Annotated in this window: 20 protein-coding genes; 7 read left to right on the forward strand and 13 right to left on the reverse strand. The window is 71.7% G+C overall.

Annotated elements, in window-relative coordinates; all coding sequences use genetic code 11:
- Window positions 1-169: 169 nt before the first annotated feature.
- The 7 genes from IPH07_38520 to IPH07_38550 all read right to left on the reverse strand — a co-directional run bounded on the left by IPH07_38520 (window position 170) and on the right by IPH07_38550 (window position 7,410).
- Entirely contained in the window at window positions 170-1,477 is a 1,308-nt protein-coding gene (locus IPH07_38520) for a hypothetical protein (protein ID MBK6923347.1), read from the reverse strand.
- A 32-nt stretch (window positions 1,478-1,509) separates the two neighbouring features.
- A complete protein-coding gene (locus IPH07_38525) occupies window positions 1,510-2,748 on the reverse strand; it encodes a sigma-70 family RNA polymerase sigma factor (GenBank protein MBK6923348.1) in 1,239 nt (412 codons plus the stop codon).
- Window positions 2,749-2,786: 38 nt separating this feature from the next.
- Window positions 2,787-3,842, reverse strand: a complete 1,056-nt coding sequence (locus IPH07_38530; protein ID MBK6923349.1) for a hypothetical protein — start codon at window positions 3,840-3,842, stop codon at window positions 2,787-2,789.
- Between the two features lie 70 nt (window positions 3,843-3,912).
- Window positions 3,913-4,641: an ABC transporter permease gene (locus IPH07_38535; protein MBK6923350.1), complete on the reverse strand. Its 729-nt coding sequence runs from the start codon at window positions 4,639-4,641 to the stop codon at window positions 3,913-3,915.
- Window positions 4,641-5,564: an ABC transporter ATP-binding protein gene (locus IPH07_38540; GenBank protein MBK6923351.1), complete on the reverse strand. Its 924-nt coding sequence runs from the start codon at window positions 5,562-5,564 to the stop codon at window positions 4,641-4,643. The genes IPH07_38535 and IPH07_38540 overlap by 1 nt, the downstream gene beginning before the upstream one ends.
- Window positions 5,561-6,481 (reverse strand): hypothetical protein, encoded by a 921-nt coding sequence (locus tag IPH07_38545; GenBank protein MBK6923352.1) that lies wholly within the window; start codon window positions 6,479-6,481, stop codon window positions 5,561-5,563. The genes IPH07_38540 and IPH07_38545 overlap by 4 nt, the downstream gene beginning before the upstream one ends.
- Window positions 6,478-7,410 carry an ABC transporter ATP-binding protein gene (locus tag IPH07_38550; protein MBK6923353.1) on the reverse strand — a complete coding sequence of 311 codons (933 nt, stop codon included), beginning with the start codon at window positions 7,408-7,410 and terminating at the stop codon, window positions 6,478-6,480. The genes IPH07_38545 and IPH07_38550 overlap by 4 nt, the downstream gene beginning before the upstream one ends.
- A 104-nt stretch (window positions 7,411-7,514) precedes the next feature.
- Between IPH07_38550 and IPH07_38555 the strand changes: the two genes are divergently transcribed.
- On the forward strand, window positions 7,515-7,880 hold the full coding sequence (locus IPH07_38555) for a cytochrome c (GenBank protein ID MBK6923354.1): 366 nt from the start codon (window positions 7,515-7,517) through the stop codon (window positions 7,878-7,880).
- 19 nt (window positions 7,881-7,899) lie between these two features.
- Here the strand turns inward: IPH07_38555 and IPH07_38560 are convergent, their stop codons facing one another.
- The 3 genes from IPH07_38560 to IPH07_38570 form a co-directional block, all read right to left on the reverse strand.
- A complete protein-coding gene (locus IPH07_38560; GenBank protein ID MBK6923355.1) occupies window positions 7,900-10,197 on the reverse strand; it encodes a DUF3160 domain-containing protein in 2,298 nt (765 codons plus the stop codon).
- Window positions 10,198-10,305: 108 nt separating this feature from the next.
- Window positions 10,306-10,893 (reverse strand): Uma2 family endonuclease, encoded by a 588-nt coding sequence (locus IPH07_38565; GenBank protein MBK6923356.1) that lies wholly within the window; start codon window positions 10,891-10,893, stop codon window positions 10,306-10,308.
- A 108-nt stretch (window positions 10,894-11,001) separates the two neighbouring features.
- Complete coding sequence (locus IPH07_38570) at window positions 11,002-11,595, reverse strand: hypothetical protein (protein MBK6923357.1); 594 nt, start codon at window positions 11,593-11,595, stop codon at window positions 11,002-11,004.
- Window positions 11,596-11,758: 163 nt separating this feature from the next.
- Between IPH07_38570 and IPH07_38575 the strand changes: the two genes are divergently transcribed.
- The 3 genes from IPH07_38575 to IPH07_38585 all read left to right on the forward strand — a co-directional run bounded on the left by IPH07_38575 (window position 11,759) and on the right by IPH07_38585 (window position 15,750).
- Window positions 11,759-12,823 (forward strand): class I fructose-bisphosphate aldolase, encoded by a 1,065-nt coding sequence (locus tag IPH07_38575; GenBank protein ID MBK6923358.1) that lies wholly within the window; start codon window positions 11,759-11,761, stop codon window positions 12,821-12,823.
- Window positions 12,824-12,952: 129 nt separating this feature from the next.
- A complete protein-coding gene (locus IPH07_38580; GenBank protein MBK6923359.1) occupies window positions 12,953-14,497 on the forward strand; it encodes a response regulator in 1,545 nt (514 codons plus the stop codon).
- Window positions 14,498-14,529: 32 nt separating this feature from the next.
- The gene (locus IPH07_38585) at window positions 14,530-15,750 is read left to right on the forward strand and encodes a hypothetical protein (protein MBK6923360.1); all 1,221 of its coding nucleotides are present in this window, start codon (window positions 14,530-14,532) and stop codon (window positions 15,748-15,750) included.
- A 10-nt stretch (window positions 15,751-15,760) separates the two neighbouring features.
- Here IPH07_38585 and IPH07_38590 read toward each other — a convergent pair whose 3' ends face one another.
- Window positions 15,761-16,474: an extensin family protein gene (locus tag IPH07_38590; GenBank protein ID MBK6923361.1), complete on the reverse strand. Its 714-nt coding sequence runs from the start codon at window positions 16,472-16,474 to the stop codon at window positions 15,761-15,763.
- Between the two features lie 312 nt (window positions 16,475-16,786).
- Here IPH07_38590 and IPH07_38595 point away from each other — a divergent pair, with 312 nt between their 5' ends.
- Window positions 16,787-19,015 carry a serine/threonine protein kinase gene (locus IPH07_38595; GenBank protein ID MBK6923362.1) on the forward strand — a complete coding sequence of 743 codons (2,229 nt, stop codon included), beginning with the start codon at window positions 16,787-16,789 and terminating at the stop codon, window positions 19,013-19,015.
- A 15-nt stretch (window positions 19,016-19,030) separates the two neighbouring features.
- Here the strand turns inward: IPH07_38595 and IPH07_38600 are convergent, their stop codons facing one another.
- Complete coding sequence (locus IPH07_38600) at window positions 19,031-19,687, reverse strand: PEGA domain-containing protein (protein MBK6923363.1); 657 nt, start codon at window positions 19,685-19,687, stop codon at window positions 19,031-19,033.
- Between the two features lie 367 nt (window positions 19,688-20,054).
- Entirely contained in the window at window positions 20,055-21,149 is a 1,095-nt protein-coding gene (locus IPH07_38605) for a hypothetical protein (protein MBK6923364.1), read from the reverse strand.
- A 228-nt stretch (window positions 21,150-21,377) separates the two neighbouring features.
- Here IPH07_38605 and IPH07_38610 point away from each other — a divergent pair, with 228 nt between their 5' ends.
- The gene (locus IPH07_38610; GenBank protein MBK6923365.1) at window positions 21,378-22,859 is read left to right on the forward strand and encodes a HAMP domain-containing histidine kinase; all 1,482 of its coding nucleotides are present in this window, start codon (window positions 21,378-21,380) and stop codon (window positions 22,857-22,859) included.
- Window positions 22,856-24,217, forward strand: coding sequence for a sigma-54-dependent Fis family transcriptional regulator (locus tag IPH07_38615; protein ID MBK6923366.1), 1,362 nt, complete (start codon window positions 22,856-22,858; stop codon window positions 24,215-24,217). The genes IPH07_38610 and IPH07_38615 overlap by 4 nt, the downstream gene beginning before the upstream one ends.
- Window positions 24,218-24,328 lie beyond the last annotated feature (111 nt).

The following is a 24,328-nucleotide window of genomic DNA, read 5'->3' on the forward strand; positions in this document are numbered from 1 at the left end:
GCGCCGAACCACGCGTCGATCTGCGCCCACGCTTGCTTCGGCGTGCTCGCCTCGGCCTTCCAGATCCGAGGGTTCCCCGTGACGACGCGCGTGCAGGCCGCTCGACCATCTCACGCTCGGGGTGCCCCAAAGATCGTCGGTGGGTGGCGTGCCTGGTCGCGCGTCTGCGTCACGCGCTCTCGCACGGGAACAGGCGGACCAACGAGGCTTCCAGCGCATCCGGGGTGATCTCGACGTTGAAGATCTTTCGCCCGCCCGCGCCCAGCTCGATGCCGGTCGCGCCGTTGGTCGGCGGGTACGGGCCGGTGATCGTCTGGGGCCGATCGGGCGCGGTCAGGGGCAGCTCGTACGACAACCCGTCGCCGTCGCGGTAGGCGATCAACAGCTGCTGCGTGCCGGTGCCCTCGAAGTCACCCAGCTCGACGAGCGCAGCGCCGGACTCGAGCGTCAAGAGCGGCTGCTCGATGAAGCCGTCGTCGGTCCCGACCCACAGGACGAGTTCGGTCTCTTCCGAGCGGGCGAGGATGTCGCGTACGCCGTCGCCGTCGAAGTCGCCGCCGCCCAGCGCCTCGCCGAACGAGAAGTAGGGCGTGCGCGGGCCCATCGACATCGTGCCGTCGGGCGCGACGTCGACGAACCACATCGTGTTCTCGACCCCGAACCCGATCGCGCCGTTGCTGTAGTCGAAGAGGAAGCTGCCGGGCGCGTCGGCCTCGCGGATTGCGAGGTCGGTGCCGACCTGCAACGGCAGGGTCGCGGTGTCCGAGAGCGCGAAACCGCCGTCGCCGTCGCCTCGCCACAGCTCGATGCTCAGCGTGTCGAGGCCTGGGTCCCACACGAACAGGTCGACGCGGCCGTCGGCGTCTGCGTCGGCAAAGTGGCGGTTGAAGCTCGCGGCACCCGGCAGCGTGAGCGGCTGGGCGAGATCGTCGATGCTGGCGTCCGCGTGGCCGGCCCGCCACGACGGTGAACCACCATCGCCGTCGTCGAAGATCGCGTCGTCGTGTCCATCGCCGTCGATGTCGTGGAGCGTGTCGAGCGTACCCTCGAAGACGCCGTCGAACACCTGCGTGACCAGCCCCTCGGGCGTGACGGTGAAGGCGGTCAGCTCGGTGGTCGACGCCGTGATGGCACTGCTCGCCCAGAGCTCGGGTACGCCGTCGCCGTCGACATCGCCGCGCAGGTGATGCGGCGGGGCATCGGGCAGCGGCACCTGGTCGAAGCACAGCGGCGCTTCGTTGCCGGTGTCGGTACCGCTCTCGCTGCTGCTCTCGTGGGTGGGCGTGGTGATCACGCCGCTGCTGTCGCCGGTGTCGACATCGCCGCTGCTCGCGTCGCCGCTGCCTGTGGTGCCCGCGCTGCTGTCGTCCCCCGGGCTGTCATCCGAGCTGCTGGTGTCACCGAGATCGGCGACGCGCACACAACCACCGAGGAGGAGCAAGGACGACGAGACGACGCAGGCGTGGAGTCGGGGCATATGTCACGGAGATGTCCGGACCCCTTCGGATCCTACGGCGGGCTCGAACATGCGTCGCGCACCCGGGCCGCGACCGGTGAATCCGGCCGTCGTCGCCACAGCGCGGCGGCCTCGCGGCGGGCCGCATCGGCACGACCCAGCGCGCACAGGGCGTCCACCTTCAGTGCGTCACGGACGTCGGCGAGGGCGCTGTCGGGGAAGCTCGCGGCGTGGCGCTCGGTCAGCGCGAGCGCGTGTGCGGCGTCGCCTCGCGCGAGCGCCGTGGTGCCCTCGCGGAGCCATCGGGTCTCGTCGTCGAGCGCGGGCGGGTGGGCGTCGTCGGGTGTCGACGCGGGCGCCGGCGTCGGCGCGGCGGACGTGGTCGATGGCCGCGATGGCGCTGCAAGCGGTGGCATCGCGGCGCGCGGGCCCGCCGGTGAGGATCGCGTGTCGCGTGCCGCCGGTGACGACGTCGGCGTCGCGTCGCGCAGGCCGATCGTCGGTGGTGGAAGCGGCGCCGCGTCGACCGTCTGCGCCCGCGAGTTCCCCTGCGTCGTCGCGCTGGCGGTGCGGGCGGACGAAGGTGCCGAGGCACGGCTGCGCTCGACCACCGCGGCGAGACCCACGACGACGACCGCGGTGCCCAACGCGAACTTCGCGGCGGTGAGTGTCGCCGCCCAGCTCGAGGCCGGCGCCGCGACGAGCTCGCGGGGCAGCCGCATCAGCAGGAGCGCCCACGTCTTCGCGGACGCCCGCGGTCGATCACCGCGAGCCCGCGCGAGCGTGACGTCGCCATCGGCCACGTGACGCTGGAAGCGGGCCCGGAGCGCGCGCACGCGATCGTAGACCGTGCTCGCCGGCATCGAGAGCGTGCTCGCGATCTCGCCGCCGCTCATCCCGTCGAGCTCGCTGAGCACGAAGAGCTCGCGCTCGACGTCGGAGAGCTCGCGCGAGAACGTCTCGAGGGTGTGCAGTGCCTCCAGCTGCAGCGTCGCGCGATCGCCCGCGTCGGCCTGCTGTCGCAACGCCTCGTGTCGTCGCCCGCGGCGGTGGCCGCTGCGCCGGTAGTTGCTCGCGATCCTGCGGGCGATCGCGTACAGCCACGGGCGCGGCGCGGTCTCGCGGAGGCCATCGATGCGCCGATACGCGGTGACGAAGGTGTCCTGCACCGCGTCGTCGAGCTGTGCCTCCTCGACCCCGAAGCGGCGCGCGGTGTGCCACACGAAGCCGTAGTGCGCGCGGTACAGCTCGCGGAATCGCGGGCCGGGGGCGCTGGAGGCGGTGCCGAGCATGGGGTCTTGGGAGGGTAATGTCCGGCGGCCGTGGATCTCTACGGGCCGAAGATCTCGATGCCGGCCAGCAAGCGCGCCGACACCGGCGCCTGGCGGAAGCGCTCGGTGCCGGCGAACGTGAAGGCGGCGCCGAGCGCCCGGCCGACGGCCTCGGCGGCCACCCAAAGGCCGACGCGACCCCACCGGCGCGCGAACCCGGCACTCACGAGCGGGCCGACCTGCGGCTCGTTGCGCAGCCGCCGTTCGATCGGCCCGATGGTCACGGCCCGCACCACACCGGCCTCGACGCCCGCGCACAGCGGCAGCTCGAAGGCACGGACCCGTACCGCCCGGCAGCCTCGAAGCCCGACGACGCCGGCCATCAGGCGAGCGCCGCCGTCCCCGAGCGTGAGACGGCGCGGCGCGAGGTAGGCCCCGTGGAGCTCGAGGCGCCAGCGTGGCCACGCGATCCCGATCGCGACGTGCGGCCCGCCGGAGAGCCCGGGCAGCGCGCCCGCCTCGAGCATCGCCGCGGCCCTCACCAGCGCAATCGGGCGCTGCGTGCCGGGCCTGCGCGGCAGCCGATCCGCGGTCGCCGGCGTCACCGTGGACGCCGGCGCGGTCGCGGACACCGGCATCGTCGCGGGCCCCGGTGCGTGCGCGGCCTCGTCGGTCGACGCGTCGCTGGGCGTCGTCGCGGTCGCGGTCGCAGCCGGTTGCATCGCACCGGCGATCACGAGCGACGTGGCCTCGGCCAGCGCGTCGCACTGCGATGCGGTGAGCTCGCGACGATCGACGCGGCCGCGGAACTCGGTCTCGAGCGCGAGGTGGAAGCCTTCCGACGTCGCGCGGACTTGCCCGCGAACGGCGACCACGCCCTCACCCTGCGCGTCCGGATCGAGCAGCGCACCGACCTTCGCCGCGATGCTCGACGCATCGGGACAAGCTGGCGGCGCCTCCCAGGCCAGGGTGTAGTGCGCCGCAAACGGTGGCGGTGGCAGGGGCGTCGACGACTCGGACGCGGGCGCGGCGAGCACCGTCGCGAACAGCCCGTGCGCGAGCGAACCCAACGCGGCGGGCGTGCGGCCGTGCGTGCGAGGAACGAGTCGGCTCATGTCGGGCGCCGAAGAGCGTACGCCATCGGCGAGACCGGCGGTCGCATCCCCTCCGGCCCGAAAGGTGGTGCTACTTCGGCACCACGAGCTCGCGGTGGTTCACCCACCAGCGACCGAGCGCGAGCGCGGCGGCGGTGACGAGCACGAGGGTGGGCAGGCTGATCCACCACGTCGGCGGTTCGACGTTGGGGCGCAGCCAGCTGCTGGCCGGATGCACGCCGAGCAGGCCGTGAACGTGGGCACGCAGGGTGAGGCGCGAGAGGAAGCCCGGTACGCCGCCGACGATCTGATCCCACACCAGCACGCCGAGGCCGACCAGGGTCGGGCGCCGGAGCACCAGGCCGAGCACCGCGAAGACGGCCGTGTAGCCGGCGATCGCCAGGACGCCGACGGCGAGGTCGCGCGGCAGCTCGAGCGGGCCCTCGAACGCGATCACGGCGCCCAGCGACATCGGCACCAGTGTCACGAGCACCGCCGCGAGCGTGCGCGCGAGGAAGATGTTGCCGCGGGGCTGCGGGCGTGTGAAGGCGTAGGTGAGGGTCTGATCCTCGATCTCCTCGCGCAGCCCGCCGGTGCCGAAGAACATCGCGAACAGCGGTACCACCATCGACATCACGAAGACCCGCAGCTCCTCGGGCGAGCTGTTCGAGAACAGCCTCAGCACCAGCGCGAGCACCACGGCACCCATGATCCCGAGCATGACCGCGTTGCGCTTGATCGTGCGGCGGGCGTGGAAGCCGGCCCAGAACCACAGCGTCGAGAGCGGCGAGACCATGGCGGTGGAGTCGTTGGCGTTCATCACGACACCAGGTATCCGTAGAGGCTCTCGAGATCTGCGTCGGGCGAGGTCATGCGGTACAGCACCATGCCGAGCTCGTCGGCGAGCGCGGGCAGCTCGACCAGCGCCGCGTCGAGATCGACGCAGGTGAGCTCGAGCGTGCGCTCGTCGACCAACACCACCGCGCGGGTGCTGGCGGTATGCACCAGCCGCGCGGCGAGATCGCGTGGGCGATCGACCTCGAGCCGGATGCGATAGGGGCGATCACCGAGCAGCGCCCGTAGGCGCCGGATGTTGCCCTGCGCGCGCAGGCGGCCGTAGCGGATGAGCACCACCCGCGGCGTCATGGCCTCGACCTCGTGCAGCACGTGGCTCGACACCACCACGGTCGCGCCGGCCTCGCCGAGCCCCGTGACCAGCGCGATGAGATCGGCGCGGCCGACCGGATCGGTGCCGGTCAGCGGCTCGTCGAGCAGCACCACCGCCGGGTCGTGGGCGATGGCCTGGCCGATCTTCACGCGCTGTCGCATGCCGCGACTCATCTCGCGCAGCGGCTTGTTCCACACCCGCTCGAGCGCCACGCGGCCGAGCGCGGCCTCGGCCCGCGCACGCGCGGCTGCGCGCGGGTAGCCGTGCAGCTGCACCAGCGCGGTCACGAAGTCGATCGCGCGCAGCTCCTCGTAGAAGCGGTCGTGTTCGGGGCAAAGGCCGACCGCCGCCATCGCCTGCGGGTCGGCGAAGGGATCGCGGCCGAGCACCCGCACCTCGCCGGTGTCGGGCCGCAGCTGCCCCGAGATCAGCTTGAGCAGCGTCGACTTGCCCGATCCGTTGGGGCCGAGCAATCCCGTGACGCCGGGTGTCAGCTCGAGGTCGATCTCGTCGAGCGCGCGCACCAGCCCGAACAGCTTCGAGACCCCGCGTACCGAGATGGTCGCGTCGCTCATCCGCGCAGCTCCTTGCGCATGCGGTACCAGACCGCGCCGGCACCGAGCGCCATCATCAGCAGCAGCGCCAACGCCGAAAGCCACGCACTGTCGTTGGTGCTGGCACGCACGTCGAGCATGCTGAAGAGCCCGGGCGAGCCCGCCTGCAGCAGCGCGTCGACCACGGTCTGGACGTCGCGCAGCGGGCCGAAGTAGCCCGCCCACGGGCTGCCGTTGTCGGCCATGCCGTCGGCGAAGGCACCGATCGTCGCCAGCCCCAGCACGTACGCCACACCGACGGTGCGGCCACGCTCGCCGACCGCACTGGCACCCAAGATGGTGGTCGCCAGCAGCAAGGCGCACGCGCATGCACCCAGCAGGCCCGGCAGCAGCAGCGGCCACAGCTCGCCGGCGAGCGAGTCGGGCGCGATGCCGATCGCGAACAACAGCAGCAGCACGAACGGCACCACGATCGTGACCGTCGGCACCAGCAGCGCGACCAGGCCCTTGCCGATGACGTAGTCGAGCGGTCGCAGCGGGCGTGAGAAGTAGAGCTCGAAGGCGCGGGTGCGCCGATCCTCGGCGATGAGCCCGGCCGCAACCACGCCGAGCAGCACCGCGGTCGCATGCAGCTGCACGCCGAGGAAGGTCGATAGCGTCGCGTGGACCTGGCCGATGGCCTGGCTGATGGTCGACGCCACGATCGCGCCGGTGAGATCGCCGCTGCGCTCCTGCTCGAGCATGCGCCCGACGAACACCTGCCCGATGATGGTGGTGCCGTGCAGGAACACCACGAACGCGCAGGCCATCAGCGCGAACTTCGAGGCCCGCTTGCGCAGCGCCAACGCCAGCGCGGTGCGGGCGATGGGCCACGGTGCCCATCGTCGCGCGCGCGTGGGAAGCCGGCGATAGCCGATCGCCGAGACGACGTCTTTCATGGCGCCACCGCCTCGGCCTCGGCGACCGCCGAGAGGAACGCCTCTTCGAGCGAGAGCGCCCGCGGCTCGACGTGGTGCAGGCGGATACCGGCCTGCGTCGCGGCCCACCAGATCGCGCGCGCATCGAGGTGCTCGGGCAGCGTCACGATGAACGCGCCCGGCTTGCGGCCGGGGGCGAGCGAGCAGCCGGCATTGGCGAGCACGCCGACCAGCGCATCGGGGGCGGCGTCGAAGCGGACCTCGAACTGCGTGCGCGACTGCACCTGCAGCTGCGCCAGCGGCCCGGAGAACCGCACCTGGCCCGCGTGCATGATCACGCAGGCGTCGCAGGTGCGCTCGACGTCGTGCAGCAGGTGGGTCGAGAGCATCACCGCCGGGCCCTCGCCGTCGCGCAGGCGCACCAGCAGCGACAGCAGGTCCTCGCGACTCTCGGGGTCGAGGCCGCTGGTCGGCTCGTCGAGCAACAACAGCTCGGGGTCGTGGACCAAGGCCATCGCGAGCTTGACGCGTTGGTGCATGCCGGTGCTGTACTCCTCGACCGGTCGCATGCGGGCGTCGTCGAGGCCCACGAGATCGAGCACCTCGTGCGCACGCAGGATCGCGGCCCGACGCGCGAGTCCGGACAGCTCGCCGGCGTAGGCGACCGACTCGAGGCCCGACAAACCACCGATGCGGTCCGGCCCTTCCATCGCGTAGCCGACCCGCGCACGCACGGCCGCGGGCTCGGTGCGAGCGTCGAGGCCGAGCACCGCCACGGCGCCCGCGTCGGGGGCCAACAGCCCGAGCATCACGCGGATGAGCGTGGTCTTGCCGGCCCCGTTGGGGCCCAACAGGCCGATGGCGCGGCCGTCGATGTCGCAGGTGACGTCGCGTAACGCCTGGAAGCCACCGAAGGACTTTCGCAGGCCCCGAAGAGAAACCAATGCCACGGCGCTCACGGGTTGTAGCACCAAAACCGGCACCAGCCCCACACGACGATTGAATTCACCACGGGCCTCGGTAGCATGCGACAGCGATGCTCGACCTTCGCCCCTTGCGATTCATTGCCCTCCTTTCATGCCTTTCTGCCTTTGCCTGCGACAGCGGGGAGGACGACGACGACGACGACGGTGGCGGCTCCGACAACGCGCGCACCGACGGCGTGCTCGCGCTCAGCGGCGACGCGACCGCGGGCATGACCACGTTCACGCAGGTCTGTGGCACGTCGTCCTGCCACGGCGCCGACGGCAACACCCCCGGCACCCCCGACACCGAGCGCCTGTCGGACGCGGTGCCGACCCTGGGCGATCGCGCGATCGTCAACGTGATCTTGAACGGCAAGGAGGGCATGCCGCCGCAGTCGCAGCTCAGCGACCAGCAGATCGCCGACGTGCTCGCCTACGTGCAGGCGACCTTCTGAGCCCCGCGTCCGGGCTGGCTCACAGCTCGAACGCGCCGCCGAAGTACTCGCACCGCGACTGCGCCTCGAGCTTCGGCGGCAGCTCGATCACCGCCACCGGCTCGGCGGTGATCGGCGCCAGCCACGGTGGCCGGCGCTGCGACAGGAAGTCAGCGGACGCGGCCAGCTCGCGACGCCAGGTCTCGTCGGTCAGGCGCCCGGCGGCGGGCACCAGGAACTCGCGGTAGCCGAGCACGGCCCCGCGCGCGACCATCCAGCCCTCGGGCGTGGGGATGAGCGCGTAGATCAGCTCGGGGTGTCCGACGCCGACCTCGAGTGCCTGTCCGCGCCACGTGAACACGTCGGCGACCACGGCCATGTCGTCGTTGCCGTCGCCGAGCTCGTAGGCATCGGCGAACGTCAGCAGCACGTGCTCCGCGAAGCCACCGACGGTCGCGATCGCGGTGCGTTCTTCGGGCGTGAACGGCTCGCCGCGGAGCTCCTTGGCCGACCACGTCTCGAGCTGCCGCAGGAACGCGGCGATCGCCTCGGTCTTGCGTCGCACGGTGTGGAACTGGCCGTACTCGTCCTCGGCGGGCTCGCGCTCGACGATGCCGGCCGACTCGAGCCGCGCGCCGAAGCCCTCGACCATGCCGCGCAGGTCGGCATAGACCTGCGGCATCGGCTCGACCCAGCCGTGCGGTGCCGGGAACTCCTCGGCGTCGCACTCGGCGCCCATCTCGTAGGCGTACAGCAGCGTGTCGTGACGCAGCATCGCCCAGCCGCCGGCGAAGCTCTGCAAGCCGCGGCGCTGCCACGCGTGCGGCTCGAACCATGTCGCGTCGCTGCCGAGCACGCCCCTCAGCGCGGCGAGCGTGCGGTGGTACGCGTCGTCGCGCGCGTCGAGGCCAGCGATGCGCGCGCGCCCTTTCAGTAGCGCCTGCGCGATCTTGGGGTCGTCGCCGGCTGCGATCTCGCCGGCCGTGGGGTCGCCGAGCACGGCCGCGGCACCGGCCGCGCCCATCATCCGCATCAGCACGTCGCCGCGATCCGCGGACAGCTCCGTGGCCAGCGGCAGCATCTGCGACATCGCGAGCGTGTCCACGAACACCCGCTTGCCGAGCGGCTCGATCACGGGGCCGCGCTGGCTGTCGATGGGGTGCGCCGGCAGGGCCTGCCACGCCGCGAGGATCTGCGGCTGCGCGGCGAGCCATCGCTCGAGCGGCGCCGCGAGCAGCGATGCGTCGTGCTCGCCCACACGCGCGGCCGCCTGGGCGAGCCCGGCGGTCGGCGGCGCACCGACGATGAAGTTCGAGATGTCGAGCACCGACTGCCATGGTGCGTGGGCGGCCTTCGCCGCCGCGTACGATCGCACCAACGCCAGTGCGGTCGCCGGTCGGGCAGCTTCGCCGGTGACTGCGAAGCTGGCCATGCCGATGAGGCTCATCGCGCGGAAGTACCGCTGCAGCACGCCGTCGTCGGCGTAGTGCGAGCGCGGCTTGGTCTGCGTCAGATCCAGCTCGAGCCCCCACGCGGGGAAGCTGTGCTTGCCGCTCGCGGCGTGGATCGCCGCGACGTTGGCCGCGACCTCGTCGCGGATCGCCCGCGAGAGCTTGCTCGGCGGTGGTCGATCGCTGGCGGTCGGTGGCGGCTCCGGTGGCGCGTCGGGGTCGACCCACGGCCGCTTGACCGCGATCTCGTCGGGCTTGTCGCCCGCGGCGGGCTGCTCGAGCAGGTGCAGCGCCGTGCCCCAGAACACCGCGGCCGCGTGGGCGCCCGCGCGCGCGTCACCCTTCTTCGCGGTCGCGAGCTGCCGCTCGGCTTGCTGCAGCAGCTCCCGCAGTGCGCGATGGAGCATCGGCGAGAGGTGCTCACGCTCGAGTCGTCGCAGCACGACGTCGAAGTACTGGTGGGTCAGATCGATCGCGAGATCGACGGTGACGTAGCTGGGGAAGCGCACGTAGTCGTTGCGCTCGTAGACCTGGAACAGGTGCTTGGCGCGCGCGCCGGTGCGGGCGTGGGCGGCCGAGGTGTCGCGCGCCTTCGGCCCGGGTTGCTGCGCGACGAAGAAGCCATCGCGCGCGAGGTGTTCACGCTGCGCAGCGGTGAGCTCGGGCAACCGCTCGAGGTTGCGCACGTGCTCGAGCGCGGGGCCACCGGCGTCCTTCGGCAGGATCGCGCTGGCCCAGCGCGGCACCGGGCGCGCCGGCGCCGGCGGCTCGATCAATGGCGACGGGGGCGTGTCGACGGCCGGCTGCGCGGGCGCGGCGGGGTGACAGGCGAGCAGCGCCGCGGCGAGCGTGGCGATCGAGGTGGCGCGGGATCGGGACGTCGGCATGGCGAGGCGAGCGCGGCGGAGCATAGCGCGAACGAACGCGCGACGATCTCCGTGCATTCGCGACGCCGCCGGAGCGCGCACCCCATCGCTGGGTGCTCTCGGGCTGCGCTAGCGCGGTGCTTCGGGCTCGATCTCGACGTCACGCCACAACGCTCCGAGGTCGATCTCGATCGCGTCGAACGGCTCCGCGCGCACGGGAGCTTCGTCGCGGAAGCTCGCGCGCAGCAGCCAGCCCGACGCCTCGAGGCGGAGCACTTCGAGCGTGCGCGCCAGGGGATCGACGAGCCACACCCAAGCGACGCGTTCGCGGGCGTAGATGCGGAGCTTGTCCGTCCGATCGTACTTCGCGGTGGCGGGACTCGTGACTTCGGCGATCCAGTCGGGCGCCAGGGTGAGGAACGCCGTGCGCGGCACGGCGGGCATTCGCTCGCGCCGCCAACCAGCGAGATCGGGCACGCAGATGTCCGTCGCCAGATGGAGCTCAGGTTCGTCGAGCAGGATCCAGCCGCCCGGGCCGCCTCGCCCTCGCTTGAACGGCGGGCCGAGCTCTTCTCCGAGCGCGCTCGCTGCGACCGCATGGATGGCTGACGGTCGCGGCCGCACCCGGAGCTCGCCGTCGAGCACCTCGGCGATCGTGTGCGCCGGCGCGTCGAGCACGTCGGCGTAGGTCGCGGCGCGGCGGGCGTGTGCGTGCACGAATGACGAGGATAGCAGTGACGGCGGCCCGGGGGCACACGACCGTGTCGCAAGCCCTGGTCCGGCCCCATCGTACTCGGCCCCTTCGTGGACCTTCGTCGCCCGCGATCACGGTGGGCAGCCGCGGCAGCGGGGGTCGAGCTCGCGCTCCGCGTCCGTGCCCGGGGCCCACGTCATGCCGCGCACCAGCTCGGCCGGCGGTGGTGCTGCGTCGTCGCCCATGTCGTTGGCCCAGCGCACCGCGTCGAGCACGAAGCCGAAGTCGTGCCAGCGGTAGCTCGCGATGCGGGCGCGCGTGCTCGACAGTCGCTCGTGCACGACGATGGTGTGGGCGTCGATCGCATCGATCGCGTCGAAGCGGCCTGCCAGTCGCGTGCCTCGCCACAGCGGCACGCATCGATCGCCATCGAAGGCGTACACGTGCAGGCGATGGTCGAGGGTGGGGTCGTACTTCGCGGGCTTGCGCAGCGCGACCAGGGCCTCGGCACGGCCATCGTCGTCGACATCGGCGATGCGCAGCGCCCACGCGCCCGGCAGCGGATCGCAATCGATCTGCGCCAGCGCGCCCTCGCGCGCCAGCCACAGCGAGCCCATGCCGTCGCGATCGGCGACCAGCCACAGCGCGGCGCGGGGCAGCTCGGCCACCTCGATGCGTCGCAGGCCATCGGGCAGCCGTGCGGCCACCGCCGTGGTCGTCGTCACCGCCGCCGTGTCGGGGCGTGAGCGCGAGGTCACGTGCGACGGTGCGCAAGCGAGCAACAGCGGCAACACGAGCGCGGCTCCACGCCCGGCGTCGGCGTGGCGGCGGGCATGGCAGCTTGTCGCTCGATCTGCGCCATCCGCTGCGTTAGGCTCGCGCCGCGCCATGAACAAGACCCTCGTCGATCTCCTCGGCAACGACGCACCGACCCTGCTCGAGCACACCTGCAAGACGATCCCACGCGAGCAGCTGCACCTGCCCGGCCCCGACTTCGTGGATCGGATCTTCGCCGCCAGCGACCGCAACAATCGCACGCTCGCGAGCCTGCAGCGCCTGTTCGGCAGCGGCCGCCTGGCGGGCACCGGCTACGTGTCGATCCTGCCGGTGGATCAGGGCATCGAGCACTCCGGTGGGGCCTCGTTCGCGAAGAACCCCGCCTACTTCGACCCCGAGAACATCGTGAAGCTGGCGATCGAGGGTGGCTGCAACGCGGTGGCGTCGACCTTCGGCGTGCTCGGGATCATCGCGCGCAAGTACGCGCACAAGATCCCGATGATGGTGAAGATCAACCACAACGAGCTGCTCACCTACCCCAACCGCGCCGACCAGGTCATGTTCGGCACCATCGAGCAGGCCCACGACATGGGCGCATGCGCGGTCGGGGCCACCATCTACTACGGCTCGTCCGAGAGCAGCCGGCAGATCGTCGAGGTCTCGCAGGCGTTCGCGCGCGCCCACGAGCTCGGCATGGCCACCGTGTTGTGGTGCTACCTGCGCAACAACGCCTTCAAGAAGGACAAGGACTACCACGTCAGCGCCGATCTCACCGGTCAGGCCAATCACCTCGGCGTGACCATCGAGGCCGACATCGTCAAGCAGAAGCTGCCCGAGAACAACGGCGGCTACCTGGCGCTCAACGCCGGTGACTCCAGCTACGGCAAGCACGACAAGCGCATCTACGAGCAGCTCAGCTCCGATCATCCGATCGATCTGTGCCGCTACCAAGTCGCCAACGGCTACATGGGTCGGGTCGGGCTCATCAACTCGGGCGGTGCGTCGGGCAGCAACGATCGCGCCGAGGCCGTGCGGACCGCGGTCATCAACAAGCGCGCCGGCGGCATGGGCCTCATCTCGGGCCGAAAGGCCTTCCAGCGCCCGATGGTCGAGGGCGCGGCGCTGCTGCAGCTGATCCAGGACGTGTATCTCGATCCATCGATCACGGTTGCTTGAGGTTTGAACGTGCGTCCCTCGGGGTTCTACCGGGGGGCTTGCGATCACGACGCGCGCCGCGGCGCGGGCGCGCGTCCGTGGTCCGCGTGCGTGGTATCGTGGCCGCAACGGTGGTTGCGGAGCGATTCAGTGTCGTCGGAAGCGGATGACGACCGACAGCGGGGCGAGCTCGATCTCGTCGAACTGAGCCGCGTCCTCGCCCACATGCGCGAGGGCTTCCAGGTCATCGACTTCGACTGGCGCTACCGCTTCGTCAACGACGAGGTCTGCCGCCAGGGCCGGAAGTCCCGGGAGGAGCTCATCGGCCAGCGCATGATGGATGCCTATCCGGGCATCGAGCTCACGCCGTTGTTCGAGACGCTGACCCGCTGCATGCGTGAGCGCGTGGGCGCCGACTTCGAGAACGAGTTCGTGCATGCGGACGGCTCGAAGGGTTTCTTCGAGCTGCGCGTGCAGCCGGTACCGATGGGGATCTCGCTGCTCTCGATGGACGTGAGCGCCCGGCGTTCGCTGCAGGAGCAGCTGCGTCAGGCGCAGAAGATGGACGCGGTCGGTCGCCTCGCCGGCGGCATCGCGCACGACTTCAACAACATCCTCACCGCCATCACCACCTTCGGTGGGTTCGTGATGGAGCGCGTGGCCGACGACGCCGATGGCGCCCGCGACATGCGCGAGGTGATGCGGGCCGCCCAGCGCGCCGCGGAGCTGGTGAAGCAGCTGCTGGCGTTCTCGCGGCGGCAGACCATCACGCCGCGGGTCGTGGATCCGACCGATCTCGTGGGCAAGCTGGTCACGATGCTCGATCGGGTGGTTGGCGAACACGTCGAGATCGCCTGGATGCCGCACGAACGCCCATGGCGCGTGCGCATCGATCCAACGGCGTTCGAGCAGGTGCTCGTCAACCTCGCGATCAATGCTCGCGACGCGATGCCAGACGGGGGGCGGCTGGTGATCGAGACCGCCAACGTCACGCTCGACGCCGAGCACCGCATGACCAAGGGCGGTGTCGTCGCGGCCGGCGACTACGCCGTCATCGCGATCACCGACGAGGGCCACGGCATGGACGAGGCCACCCGCGCGCAGCTGTTCGAGCCCTTCTTCACCACCAAGGCGCCGGGGCAGGGCACCGGCCTGGGGTTGTCGACGTGCTGGGGGATCGTGCGCCAGGCTGGTGGCCACATCTGGGTGTACAGCGAGCCCGCTCGCGGCTCGACCTTCAAGATCTACCTGCCGCGGGTGCTCGATCCCAGCGATGCACCGGTCGAGGCGCCCGCCATCTCCGAGCGCGAGCGCGGCACCGAGACCGTGCTGCTGGTCGAGGACGACGTGCAGGTCCGCAGCGCCGTCGTGCACGTGCTCGCGGGGCTGGGCTACCAGGTCTACGAGGCCTACGACGGTGTGCACGCGCTCGAGGTCCACGAGGGCATGAGCCAGTGCGATCTACTGGTGACCGACGTGGTGATGCCGCGCATGTCCGGCCGCGAGCTCGCGAACCGCTTGCAGTGGGTGCGGCCGACGATCAAGGTATTGTACATGTCGGGATACACCGAGAACGCGATCGTCCACCAGGGCGTCCTGGACGAGGGCATCGAGCTGCTGAGCAAGCCGTTCACGCCCAAGCAGCTCGCGGTACGGGTGCGAGAGCTGCTCGATCGCAAGCCGCCGACGCCATGACACCGCGGAGCTGTCGAACACGGCGATCCGGCGTGCGCGGCATCGCGGCCGCGATCACCTGGCTGGTCGCGGTGGCCTGCGAGCCCGCGCCGCAGCCGTCGGCCCCCGGGGCCACCGCGAGCCCGGCAGCGCTCGCGCCTGCGAAGGTCGAGACCCAAGGCGCACCGCCGTCGTCGCCGTCCGCAGCCGGGGTCGCACCCACTGCGCCGTCCGCTGCGCCGTCTCCTGGGCCACCGCCGGAGGTCGCAATGCCGTCGCGTCTGCCGGCTCGCCTGCACGCGATCGCGCCCGAGGTGCAGCCCGGCTTGGTGGCATTCGCCGCCACACTGCCCGACGACGCACGGGTGTGGATGGGGCGGCTGTCGGGCAACGGTGGTCGCGACGTCGTGATCTATGTGCCGCCAGGCGCCCGCGACGACGCACCGTTCGAGCTGGTCTATCACTTCCACGGCACCCACAGCGAACACGTCCAGGCCAAGGCCCCAGGCCTCGCGAAGAAGCGCTGGGTCGGCTGGGATCGATTGCAGCAGAGCATCGACGCGATCGGCGACCTGCAACGCAAGCGCGGACACAACGTCGCGCTGGTGTACCCGTTCTCGGCCGGCAAACGCCGCGAGCCGGGCCTGTCGGGCTGGTGGAACAAGGAGTACGACCGCATGTGGATGGCGTCCGACGGCACGCCTTCGTACAGCGACGACTTCGACACCATGCACGGCGAGGTCGTCGAGATCCTGCGCACGCAGTTCGGCGTGCACGACAGCAAGCTGCCGAAGCAGGTCCTGGTCGAGGGGCACAGCGCCGGCGGCATCGCGCTCTTCAACATCGCGCGGCAGGACACCGCCGTGGTCGGCGAGTACCTCTTCCTCGATGCCAGCTTCCAGGGCTGGGCCGACGGCTGCTGGCGCGAGATCGGAGCCCACAAGCGCAGCGCCAAGGTCTCGATGGTCGTGACCATCAACGGCATCGCCGACGCGTTCGGCAAGCCCGACCCGTGGTGCACGCGGCTGCGCGAGGATGCAGCCGCGTGGGCCGAGCTCGGCGGCCGCGCGTGCAAGGGCTCCATCGGCGGCCGCCCGTGCGACGAGCTCGAGACCAGCGCGAACGAGTGGCCCGACTACCGCGCCTGGTGCGAGGCGCTCGCCGGCGAGATGAAGGACCTGCCCGGCGTGTACCTGCTGCGCACGAAGGTCCCCCACGGCAAGCAGCCGCGGCACTTCGTCGGCGCGCTCGAGCTGCCCGACGATCGCGACTAGAGAAGCCGCTTCAGGGCCGGCTGCCGTCGACGCGGTAGCGCGCCAAGTCGACGTGCACGTGGTTGCGATGGGCGCGATCGAAGTACGGTGTGACCACGACCGAGAACACCTGCTCGTCGAACAGCGCGTTGGCCAGCCTTCGCAGGAATCGCGTGCTCGCAGCGGCGGGCTCGGCCTCGGTGGGCTTGAAGTCGCGCAGCACGTCGGCGGTCTTGCCGTTGGCGAAGGTGAAGCGCCGCAGGTCGATGCCGTTGGCGTAGCTGTGCTCGCTGACGAGGTCGTACAGCGCCATCTTGCGGCAATTGTAGGTGCCCAGGTGATCGATGCGGGTGATGCGGGTGCCGAGCTCGGCCTCGGCGAGCTCCTGCGCGACGACCTCGAGATCCGCGAGCGCGAGCGCCATCTGGCACGTGAGTAGTGGCGAGCTGCTGTACTCGATCTTGCCGGGCCCGCGCTTGTAGCGGACCACCTGCTCGGCGCCGCACAGCGGCACGCCATCTTGCTTCGCGCCGAGCCCGATGCGTGCGGGCTTGAAGCTCACGCCGCGCTCGCGCAGGCGGTCCTCGCAATCGTCGAGCGGAGGCGGCGGTCCGAGCTCGCTGTCGTTGCGCTCGTCGAGATCGGCATGGGCGAAGCGGGCGGCCGCAGCGGGCGTGGGCGCGGCCGCGGGCTCGGCCGCCGGCGAGGGTTCGTCGGGCGCCGGCGCGATCGCTGCGGCGGTCACGGGACGCGGGGGACTCGCCATCGCCGACGGCTCTGCCACGGTGGGGGACATCGCGCTCGGAGCCGCGCCGGCCGTCCCACCACAGGCGGCCAACAGCAGCGTGCACCAAGCGAGGCTCCAGGCGCGGATGACCACCGATGGAGCCCAACGCACGGGCGCGCGGGGTGGTCTACGGGCCTTGGCGCCCGCAGATGCGGGGGCTCTGCGTGCGAAACCTGCAGCACATGCGGCAGTTCGCGCAGGGGTGCCCGCCCGGGGAGTGCGGGCAGGTCCCGAGCGGCGCGTCCGCGTGCGATGCTCGTGTGGGCGAGGATGGCACGAACCCCAGGCAGCACCCTCGCGGAGACCCGCGAGTTCGCCCTGCAGGAGCAGGTGGAACCGACCGACGGTCCGCCCAGCGCGGGCGTGCGTGCGGCGTGGATCGCCGATGCGCTCGAGGGTGGCAAGGGCGAGGAGACGCGTCGCGTGGCGCTGCGACCGGGCGATGCGGTGCCGGGCACGCGCTACGTCATCGAGCGCTGGCTCGGTGATGGCGGCATGGGCGTGGTCTACCAAGCGCGCCACGTCGACATCGATCGCCAGGTCGCGATCAAGGTGCTGCGCCAGGAGTACTGCCGCCGCGCCAACGTGCTGCGGCAGTTTCGCAACGAAGCGCGCATCGTCGCGCGGATCGGCTCGCGACACATCGCCGAGGTGCATGACTTCGCCGAGCTCGACGACGGCCGCCTGATGTTCGTGATGGAGCTGCTCTCGGGCGGCACGGTCGCGCACGCGCTGCAGCACGGACCGATGGATCCGGGCCGCGTGATCGCGATCCTGCGGCAGGTGTGCAAGGCGCTCGCGGCCGCCCACGCGGTCGACATCGTGCACCGCGACTTGAAGCCCGACAACATCGCGTTGGCGACGCTCGACGGCCGCGCCGACTTCGTGAAGGTGCTCGACTTCGGTATCGCGGTGGTGCAGACCGACGCCGACGTCGCGACCCAGCTCGCCGCCGGCACGCCGTGGTACCTCGCGCCCGAGGTCATCGCCGGCGGTGTGGTCGGCGCGAGCGTCGACATCTACGCCGCCGGCTGTACCGCCTACGAGATGCTGACCGGGCAGCCGCCGTTCGCCGGCTACGACATCGAGGCGGTGCTGCGTGGCCACCTGCGGCTCGAGCCCACGTCGGTGCACGAGCGCCGCGCGGAGGTGCCGCTGGCGCTCTCGGAGCTCATCGGGCGCTGCCTCGCGAAGGACCCGGTGCAGCGTCCGCGCGACATGCTCGATCTCGAGGCGCAGCTGTGCGAGGCGCAGATCGAGGCTGGGCTGCAGACTGCGTGGGACGATCTCGAGATCCCCGACGTCGCGCCCGAGCGCAGGGTCGCGCTGCTGCGGCGGATGCCGGATGTCAGCGCGCGCGCGGCCGGGCGCGGCAGCTGGCGCCTCGCGGTGGGCGGTGCGGTGCTGGCTGCGTTGACGGCGACCGGGGTGTGGTTCGCGATGCGCCAGGATGCCGCGGGCGAGCGCGGCCCGATCGACGCGATCGTCGTGTCTGCCCACGAAGCGGCGGCGCGCAGCTACTTCGTGTACCCCCCGCTCGAGGCGCCGGATCAGCCGACCGCGTACAACTGGGTCATCGACCTCGAGCGTCGCGCCGACGAGCTCGGCGACGAGGCCACGCAGGAGGCCGCCAAGCTGCGGGCCGAGTTCGCCGCGACCCTCGTGCGCCTGGGCGACGAATACTGGGAGCGCGAGGGCGGCAAGCCGTTCGCGGTCGACTACTACGCCGAGGCGCTGATGTTCGAGCCCGGTGACACCCACGCCGCCGATCGTGTGCTGCTGACGCCGGGCGAGCTGGCGACCCTGCGCGACAAGGCCACGCGTCGCGACTTCTCGAGCGCAGAGCTCTCGGCGGTCGAGCCGTTGGTCGCGCTGGCCGAGCCGGATGCCGCGCTGCGCAGCGAGAAGGTCGCCGCGCTGGTGTCGCGCGAGCGCGCGAGCACGACCACCGAGAACCTCGCGAAGATCGTGGCGCCGTCGCGTGCACGTCGGCCGCGCGAGGCTCCTGCGGTCGCGACTGCCGAACCGACGCCGAGCGTGCCGCCGACGACGGATGCGCCGACGATCGCCGCCGCGCCGGCGACCACGGGCGACGCTGCAGCCGATCCCGTCGCCCCGGCCATCGCGTCGGCGCGCGATCCGGCGGCGGCAGCGGCATTGGTCCGCGAGGCCCGAAGCGCGATGGAGGCGGGCCGACGCGCCGAGGCCGGTCGCACGTTCGAGCGCGCGCTCGCCGTCGATCCCAAGTCCCACGGCGCGCTCATCGGGCTCTGCGACCTCGCGTTCGATCGCGCCGACCATGCCCGCGCGGCCACGCTCGCGCGCCGGGCGATCCGACTCGCGCCGCGCGAGGCCGAATACCGCATCAAGCTCGGCGACGCGCTGTTCAAGGCCTTCCGCTACGCCGACGCGCTCGCGGCCTATCGCGAGGCGGAGGACCTCGGCCATCCGCAGGCCGAGGGTCGCATCGCCAAGGCCGCGGCCAAGCTCGAGCGCTGACGCGGCCGGTCGCGATCAGAACCGCAGCGTCAGCCCGCCGCGACTCGGCATCATCGCGACGCGCGAGGGCTTGCTGCGGCGCTTGGCGACCACCAGCAGCGCGACACCGGTGGCGAGCGCGGCGGCGCCACCGACGAGCACGCCGATGCCGGCACCGAGGCTGTCGTAGCGGTACTTGCAGTGGCCTTCGATGTCGATGTTCTCGCCGCTGCAGCGCGAACGCATCGGGGCTTCGTCCAGCACGGCGAGCCCGATGCCCACGCCGATGCCCGCGACGCCGACACCCAACGCGACCGCCCCGCCGATGCGCATCGATCGCGCGGCACCGGTGCGATCGCGCTCGGGTGCCGGCAACACCGGCAGCTGCAGGTCGATCGCCTCGTGTCCGCCCTCGACCGCGGTGATGCGCTGCAGCTGCGCGACGAACCCCGGCTTGGCCACGCGGACGTCGTGCTGCCCCGGCGCGACCGTGAGCTCGAGCGGCGTGACGCCGACATCCTCGCCATCGAGGCTCACGCGGGCCCCCGCCGGTGTGCTGTCGATGCGCAGCACCGGCAGCTGGGCCCTGGGCGCGTCCAGCCAGCGACGCAGCACGGTGGCGACGTCGTCGACGGTGTCACCGACCTCCTGCAATCCGCAGATCTCGCAGGTGCGGGTGGCCTCCGCGACCACGCGCCCGTCGGCGGCGTCGACCAGTGCCGCGGCGACGGTGTAGTCGCGCTCGACCACCTCGAAGCGTGTGTGCACGACATAGGTCGCGTTGCGCTCGGCCGCGAGGCGCTGCCAGCAGCCCGCGTCGGCGCAGGCGGGTGCATCGCCGTCGACGGCGACGGCGTCGCTGCCCAGGCCCGCGACGAGCCGCGCCATCAGGCCCTCACGGGTCGCGGCGGGCAGCGTGCCCGTCACCGCGGGCGGCAGTGCGACCACGCGGCGATCGATGGACCCCTCGGTCGCCGGCGCGGTCGCCCCGGCCGAGGGCACGCGCACCAGCGACAGCACGACCGCCGCGACCACCGGCCATACCCGCGCGCGGCGTCGTTCAGTTGCTGCAGTTGCCGCCATTGCAGGTGCCGTCGCACGGCATGTCGCAGCCGCCGCAGTGGGCCTCGTCGTTGTTGATGTTCACGCAACTGTCGCCGCACTGCATGAGGTTGCCGAGGCATCCGCAGCTGCCGGACATGCACTGCGCCATCGCGGGGCAGGGCATGTTGCAGCCGCCGCAGTGCAGCTCGCTCTTGTTGGTGTCGACGCAGGTGTTGCCGCACGCCAGCTTGCTGCCGGAGCAGACGCACTCGCCGGCGACGCATGACTGCGTGGCGAAGCAGTGGTGATTGCACGCGCCGCAGTTGTCGGGGTCGTTCTGGAGATCGGCGCAGTCGGCCGGGCACTCGCTCTGGTCGGCGGGACACTCGCTGATGCACGAACCGAGCTCGCAGATCTCGCCTGGCGCACACTTGCCGGTGCAGCCGCCGCAGTGCATCTCGTCGCGCTGGGTGTCGACGCAGGTGTTGCCGCAGATCTCGAGGCCGCCACCGCAGCCGTCGACGCAGCTGCTACCGACGCAGACCTGCAGATCGCCGCAGGGTTGATCGCACCCGCCGCAGTGATCGTGATCGGTGTTGGTGTCGACGCAGAGGTTGCCGCACGGCGTGACGTCGGCCGGGCAGGCGTCGGCGCAGGCTCCTGCGACGCAGAACTGCCCGATCGCGCAGGGCGCTCCACACTGGCCGCAGTTGGCCGGGTCGTTCTCGGGGTCGCTGCAGACCAGGCCGCAGGCCACCGGGTCGTCGACGGGGCAGTTGAGCACGCACGCGCCCTCGAAGCAGATCTGCGTCATCGCGCAGGGCTGATTGCAGCCGCCGCAGTGCAGCACGTTGCGCTGGGTGTCGACGCAGCCGCCATCGCAGACCTCCTGCGCGGGGTCGTCACACGTGGTGACGCCGGTGGTCGAGCCGCCCATCGAGTCGCCCGTCGAGCCGCTCATCGAGCCCTGGCCCTGCGTCGCCGAGCTCGAGGCGTCGCCGGTGGTCGACATCGACGAGCCGCTCGCACTCGCGGGACCGAGGAACTCGGGGTTCAGTTCGGCGCACGCGCCGAGCCCGGCGCCGACGACCCCGAGCACGAGCGCGCGCACGAGCCGAGCTCTTCGACGGGTCTGTGCCGCAGCGCGCACGCGGGATCAACGTGCCGCATCGAGCGGCGAAGTGGTACCCCCAAGATCGCGACGGCGGGCGATCGGCGGCCACGTGCGGTCCCGCCGTGCCCGCACTTCGCGGCACGGGTTGGGCCTCTCGCGGGGACCAGGCATCGGGGGTGGGCCGGGTGGCCCTCGCTGCCACGAGCTGGTAAGCCCGACCGTGCGATGCGGATCACGACGCGCCTCACGCTGACCCTGACGCTGCTGGCGTTGGTGGTGCTGGGCGCGTTCGGGTTCTATGTGGTGCGACGCAGCCGAACCGAGCTCGAGGATACCGTCGAACGGCGCACGCGCCTGATCGCCCAGGCGCTGGCGGCCGGGGTCGAGTCGGACCTGCGCGCGGGTGCCTGGCGCGAGCTGCAGGACACCCTCGACCGGCTGGAGGGCGACGACGTGGTCGTGCGCGTGGTCGATGTCGAGGGGGTCGTGCGGGGGCAATCCCGCCGCGCCGCTGCGATCGACGCGCGCGAACGCGCGAGCATCGAGGTCGCGCTCGCGGGCCGCGAGGACTTCGAGGTGGTCCGCGATGTCGAGCCGATGCGTGCGTTCTACGCGGTCCCGCTCGTCGACGGCCGTGGGCCCCTGGGCGTGCTGTTCCTCGGTCAGCGCCTTCACGGGCTGTCGGCGGCGATCCGCGAGATGCAGCGCGACGCTGCGGTTGCCGCGGTCGCGCTGGTGTTGGCCGCCGCCGCGGCGGCGATCTGGATCGGTCGTGTGCACGTGACGCGGCCGATCGCGGGGCTCGTCGCGGCCATGCGCCGGGTCCGAGAGGGTGAGCTCGATCCGAGCCCGCCGCTCGGCACCGCGCGACGCGAGCCCGCCGGTGAGCTACGCGAGCTGAGGCACGAGTTCGACGGCATGGTCGAGCGGCTCGCCGAGGCAAAGCAGGAGCTGGTCGCCGCCGAGCTCCGGCGCGCGGAGCTGGAGCGGCGACTGCAGCGGGCCGACAAGCTGATCTCGATCGGACAGCTGGCCGCCGGGGTCGCGCACGAGATCGGCTCGCCGCTGCAGGTGCTGGTCGGACGCGCCCGCGCGCTCGAGACCCGCGAGTACGCGCCCGATGCGGTCCGACGGCACGCCCGCATCATCGCGGACCAGGGCGAACGCATCGCGGCGATCGTCGAGCACCTGCTGCACCTGGCGCGACGTCACCCGGAGCGAGCGGTGGCGACCGATCCGGTCGCGGCCGCGCTGCACATCGTCGACCTGTTGTCGGCCGAGGCCGACCGCCGCGGCATCGCGCTGCGCTGCGAGTCCGACGGCACCGACGCCGTGGTTCGGTGCCCGCCGGGGGCGATCGAGCAGATCGTGCTGAACCTGACCATGAACGCGCTCGAGGCGACCGATCGCGACGGCGAGGTGGTGGTCGCGCTGCGTGGTGATGTCGCCGGCGTGGTCGAGCTGGTCGTGCGCGACGACGGTCGCGGCGTACCCGAGGAGGTGCGCCCGCGCCTGTTCGATGCGTTCTTCACCACCCGCGCCGACGAGGGCGGCACCGGCCTCGGGCTCGCCGTGGTCCGCGAGCTGGTGGTCGAGCTCGGCGGCGAGGTCTCGATCGAGTCGCAGGTCGGCGCGGGCACGCATGTGCGGGTGCGACTGCCCAGACTGCCCAGACAGGCCCGGGAGGCCGAGGAGCCATCGACATGAGCCGTGCTGCGAAGCTGCTGGTCGTCGACGACGACGCCAGCGTGGTCGACTACCTGCTCGAGATGCTCGGTGAGGACGGTCATCAAGCCGTCGGTACCACCTCACCGCTCGATGCGCTCGAGCGCATCGCCAAGCACGAGTTCGATCTCGTGATCGCCGATGTCGAGATGCCCGAGCTGCGAGGGCTCGATCTCATGGCGAAGATCCATGCGCACAGGCCCGGGCAGCTGGTGTTGCTCGTGACGGCCTTCGGAAGCATCGATCTCGCGGTCAAGGCCGTGCGCGCGGGCGCGTGCGACTTCGTGACCAAGCCGTTTCGTTGGGAGGCGCTGCAGGTCGCGATCGAGCGCGCGCTGCGGGAGCGACGGATGCGTCGGGAGATCGTGCGCCTGCGCGCCGAGCTCCGCGAGCAGCGTGACGGCGAGCTGGTCGCGCGCAGCCCCGCGATGCGCCGCGTGGTCGAGATCGCCAACCGCGTGGCTCGCAGCGACAGCAACACGCTCGTGACCGGCCCCAGCGGGGTCGGCAAGGGCGCGGTCGCGCGACACATCCACGCCCAGAGCGCGCGTGCGGCGGGCCCGTTCGTGCAGGTCAACTGTGCGGCGCTACCGAGCACGCTCGCAGAGGCCGAGCTGTTCGGGGTTCGCCGCGGTGCCTTCACCGACGCGCGCGAGGATCGCCCGGGCCTGTTCGTGCAGGCCCACGGCGGCACCTTGATGCTCGACGAGATCGGCGAGATGGCGCTCGACGTCCAGGCCAAGCTCCTGCAGGCCATCGAGAGCCGCAGCGTGCGACCGGTCGGCGCCGGCGAAGAGGTCGCGGTCGACGTCCGCATCATCGGTGCGACCAACCGTCCGCTCGAGGACGCGGTCGCCGACAAGCGCTTCCGCGAGGATCTCTACTATCGCCTCGATGTCGTGCGCATCGAGATCCCACCGCTGGCGGATCGGCCCGAAGACCTCGCGGCGCTGGTCGACGTCATGCTCGAGCGCGCCTGCGCACGGGTCGGGCGCGAGGTGCTCGGGGTCTCCGACGATGCGATGCGGTGGTTGCTCGGGCACAGCTGGCCCGGCAACGTGCGCGAGCTCGGCAACCTGCTCGAGCGCGCGGTCGTGCTGGCCGAGCACGACACGCTGGTGCTCGACGATCTCGTCATCCGCGAGCGCCCCGACAGCGAGGACGGCTTCCTCGAGCGCGCGGCTCGGCGTGGTGTGACACTCGAGGACGTCGAGCGAGCGTACATGCACGCCGTGCTGCGGGCGCACGGTGGCAACAAGACCGAGGCCGCGCGTGTGCTCGGGATCGATCGCCGAACCCTGCACAGACGACTCGAAGGCGACGACGTGGGACAGGATTGATCGCGCGCGGGGCAGGATTGCGCCGCGCGGCTCGAGAAGCCCTCGAAACTACGTTCTGGCGACTGGCGCGGGCTTTGCTGTCTTGCGCCGACGTCCGCGGTTCCCGATCTC

Source organism: Deltaproteobacteria bacterium (assembly GCA_016709225.1).
Lineage (GTDB): Bacteria > Myxococcota_A > Polyangia > Nannocystales > Nannocystaceae > Xiheibacterium > Xiheibacterium phototrophicum.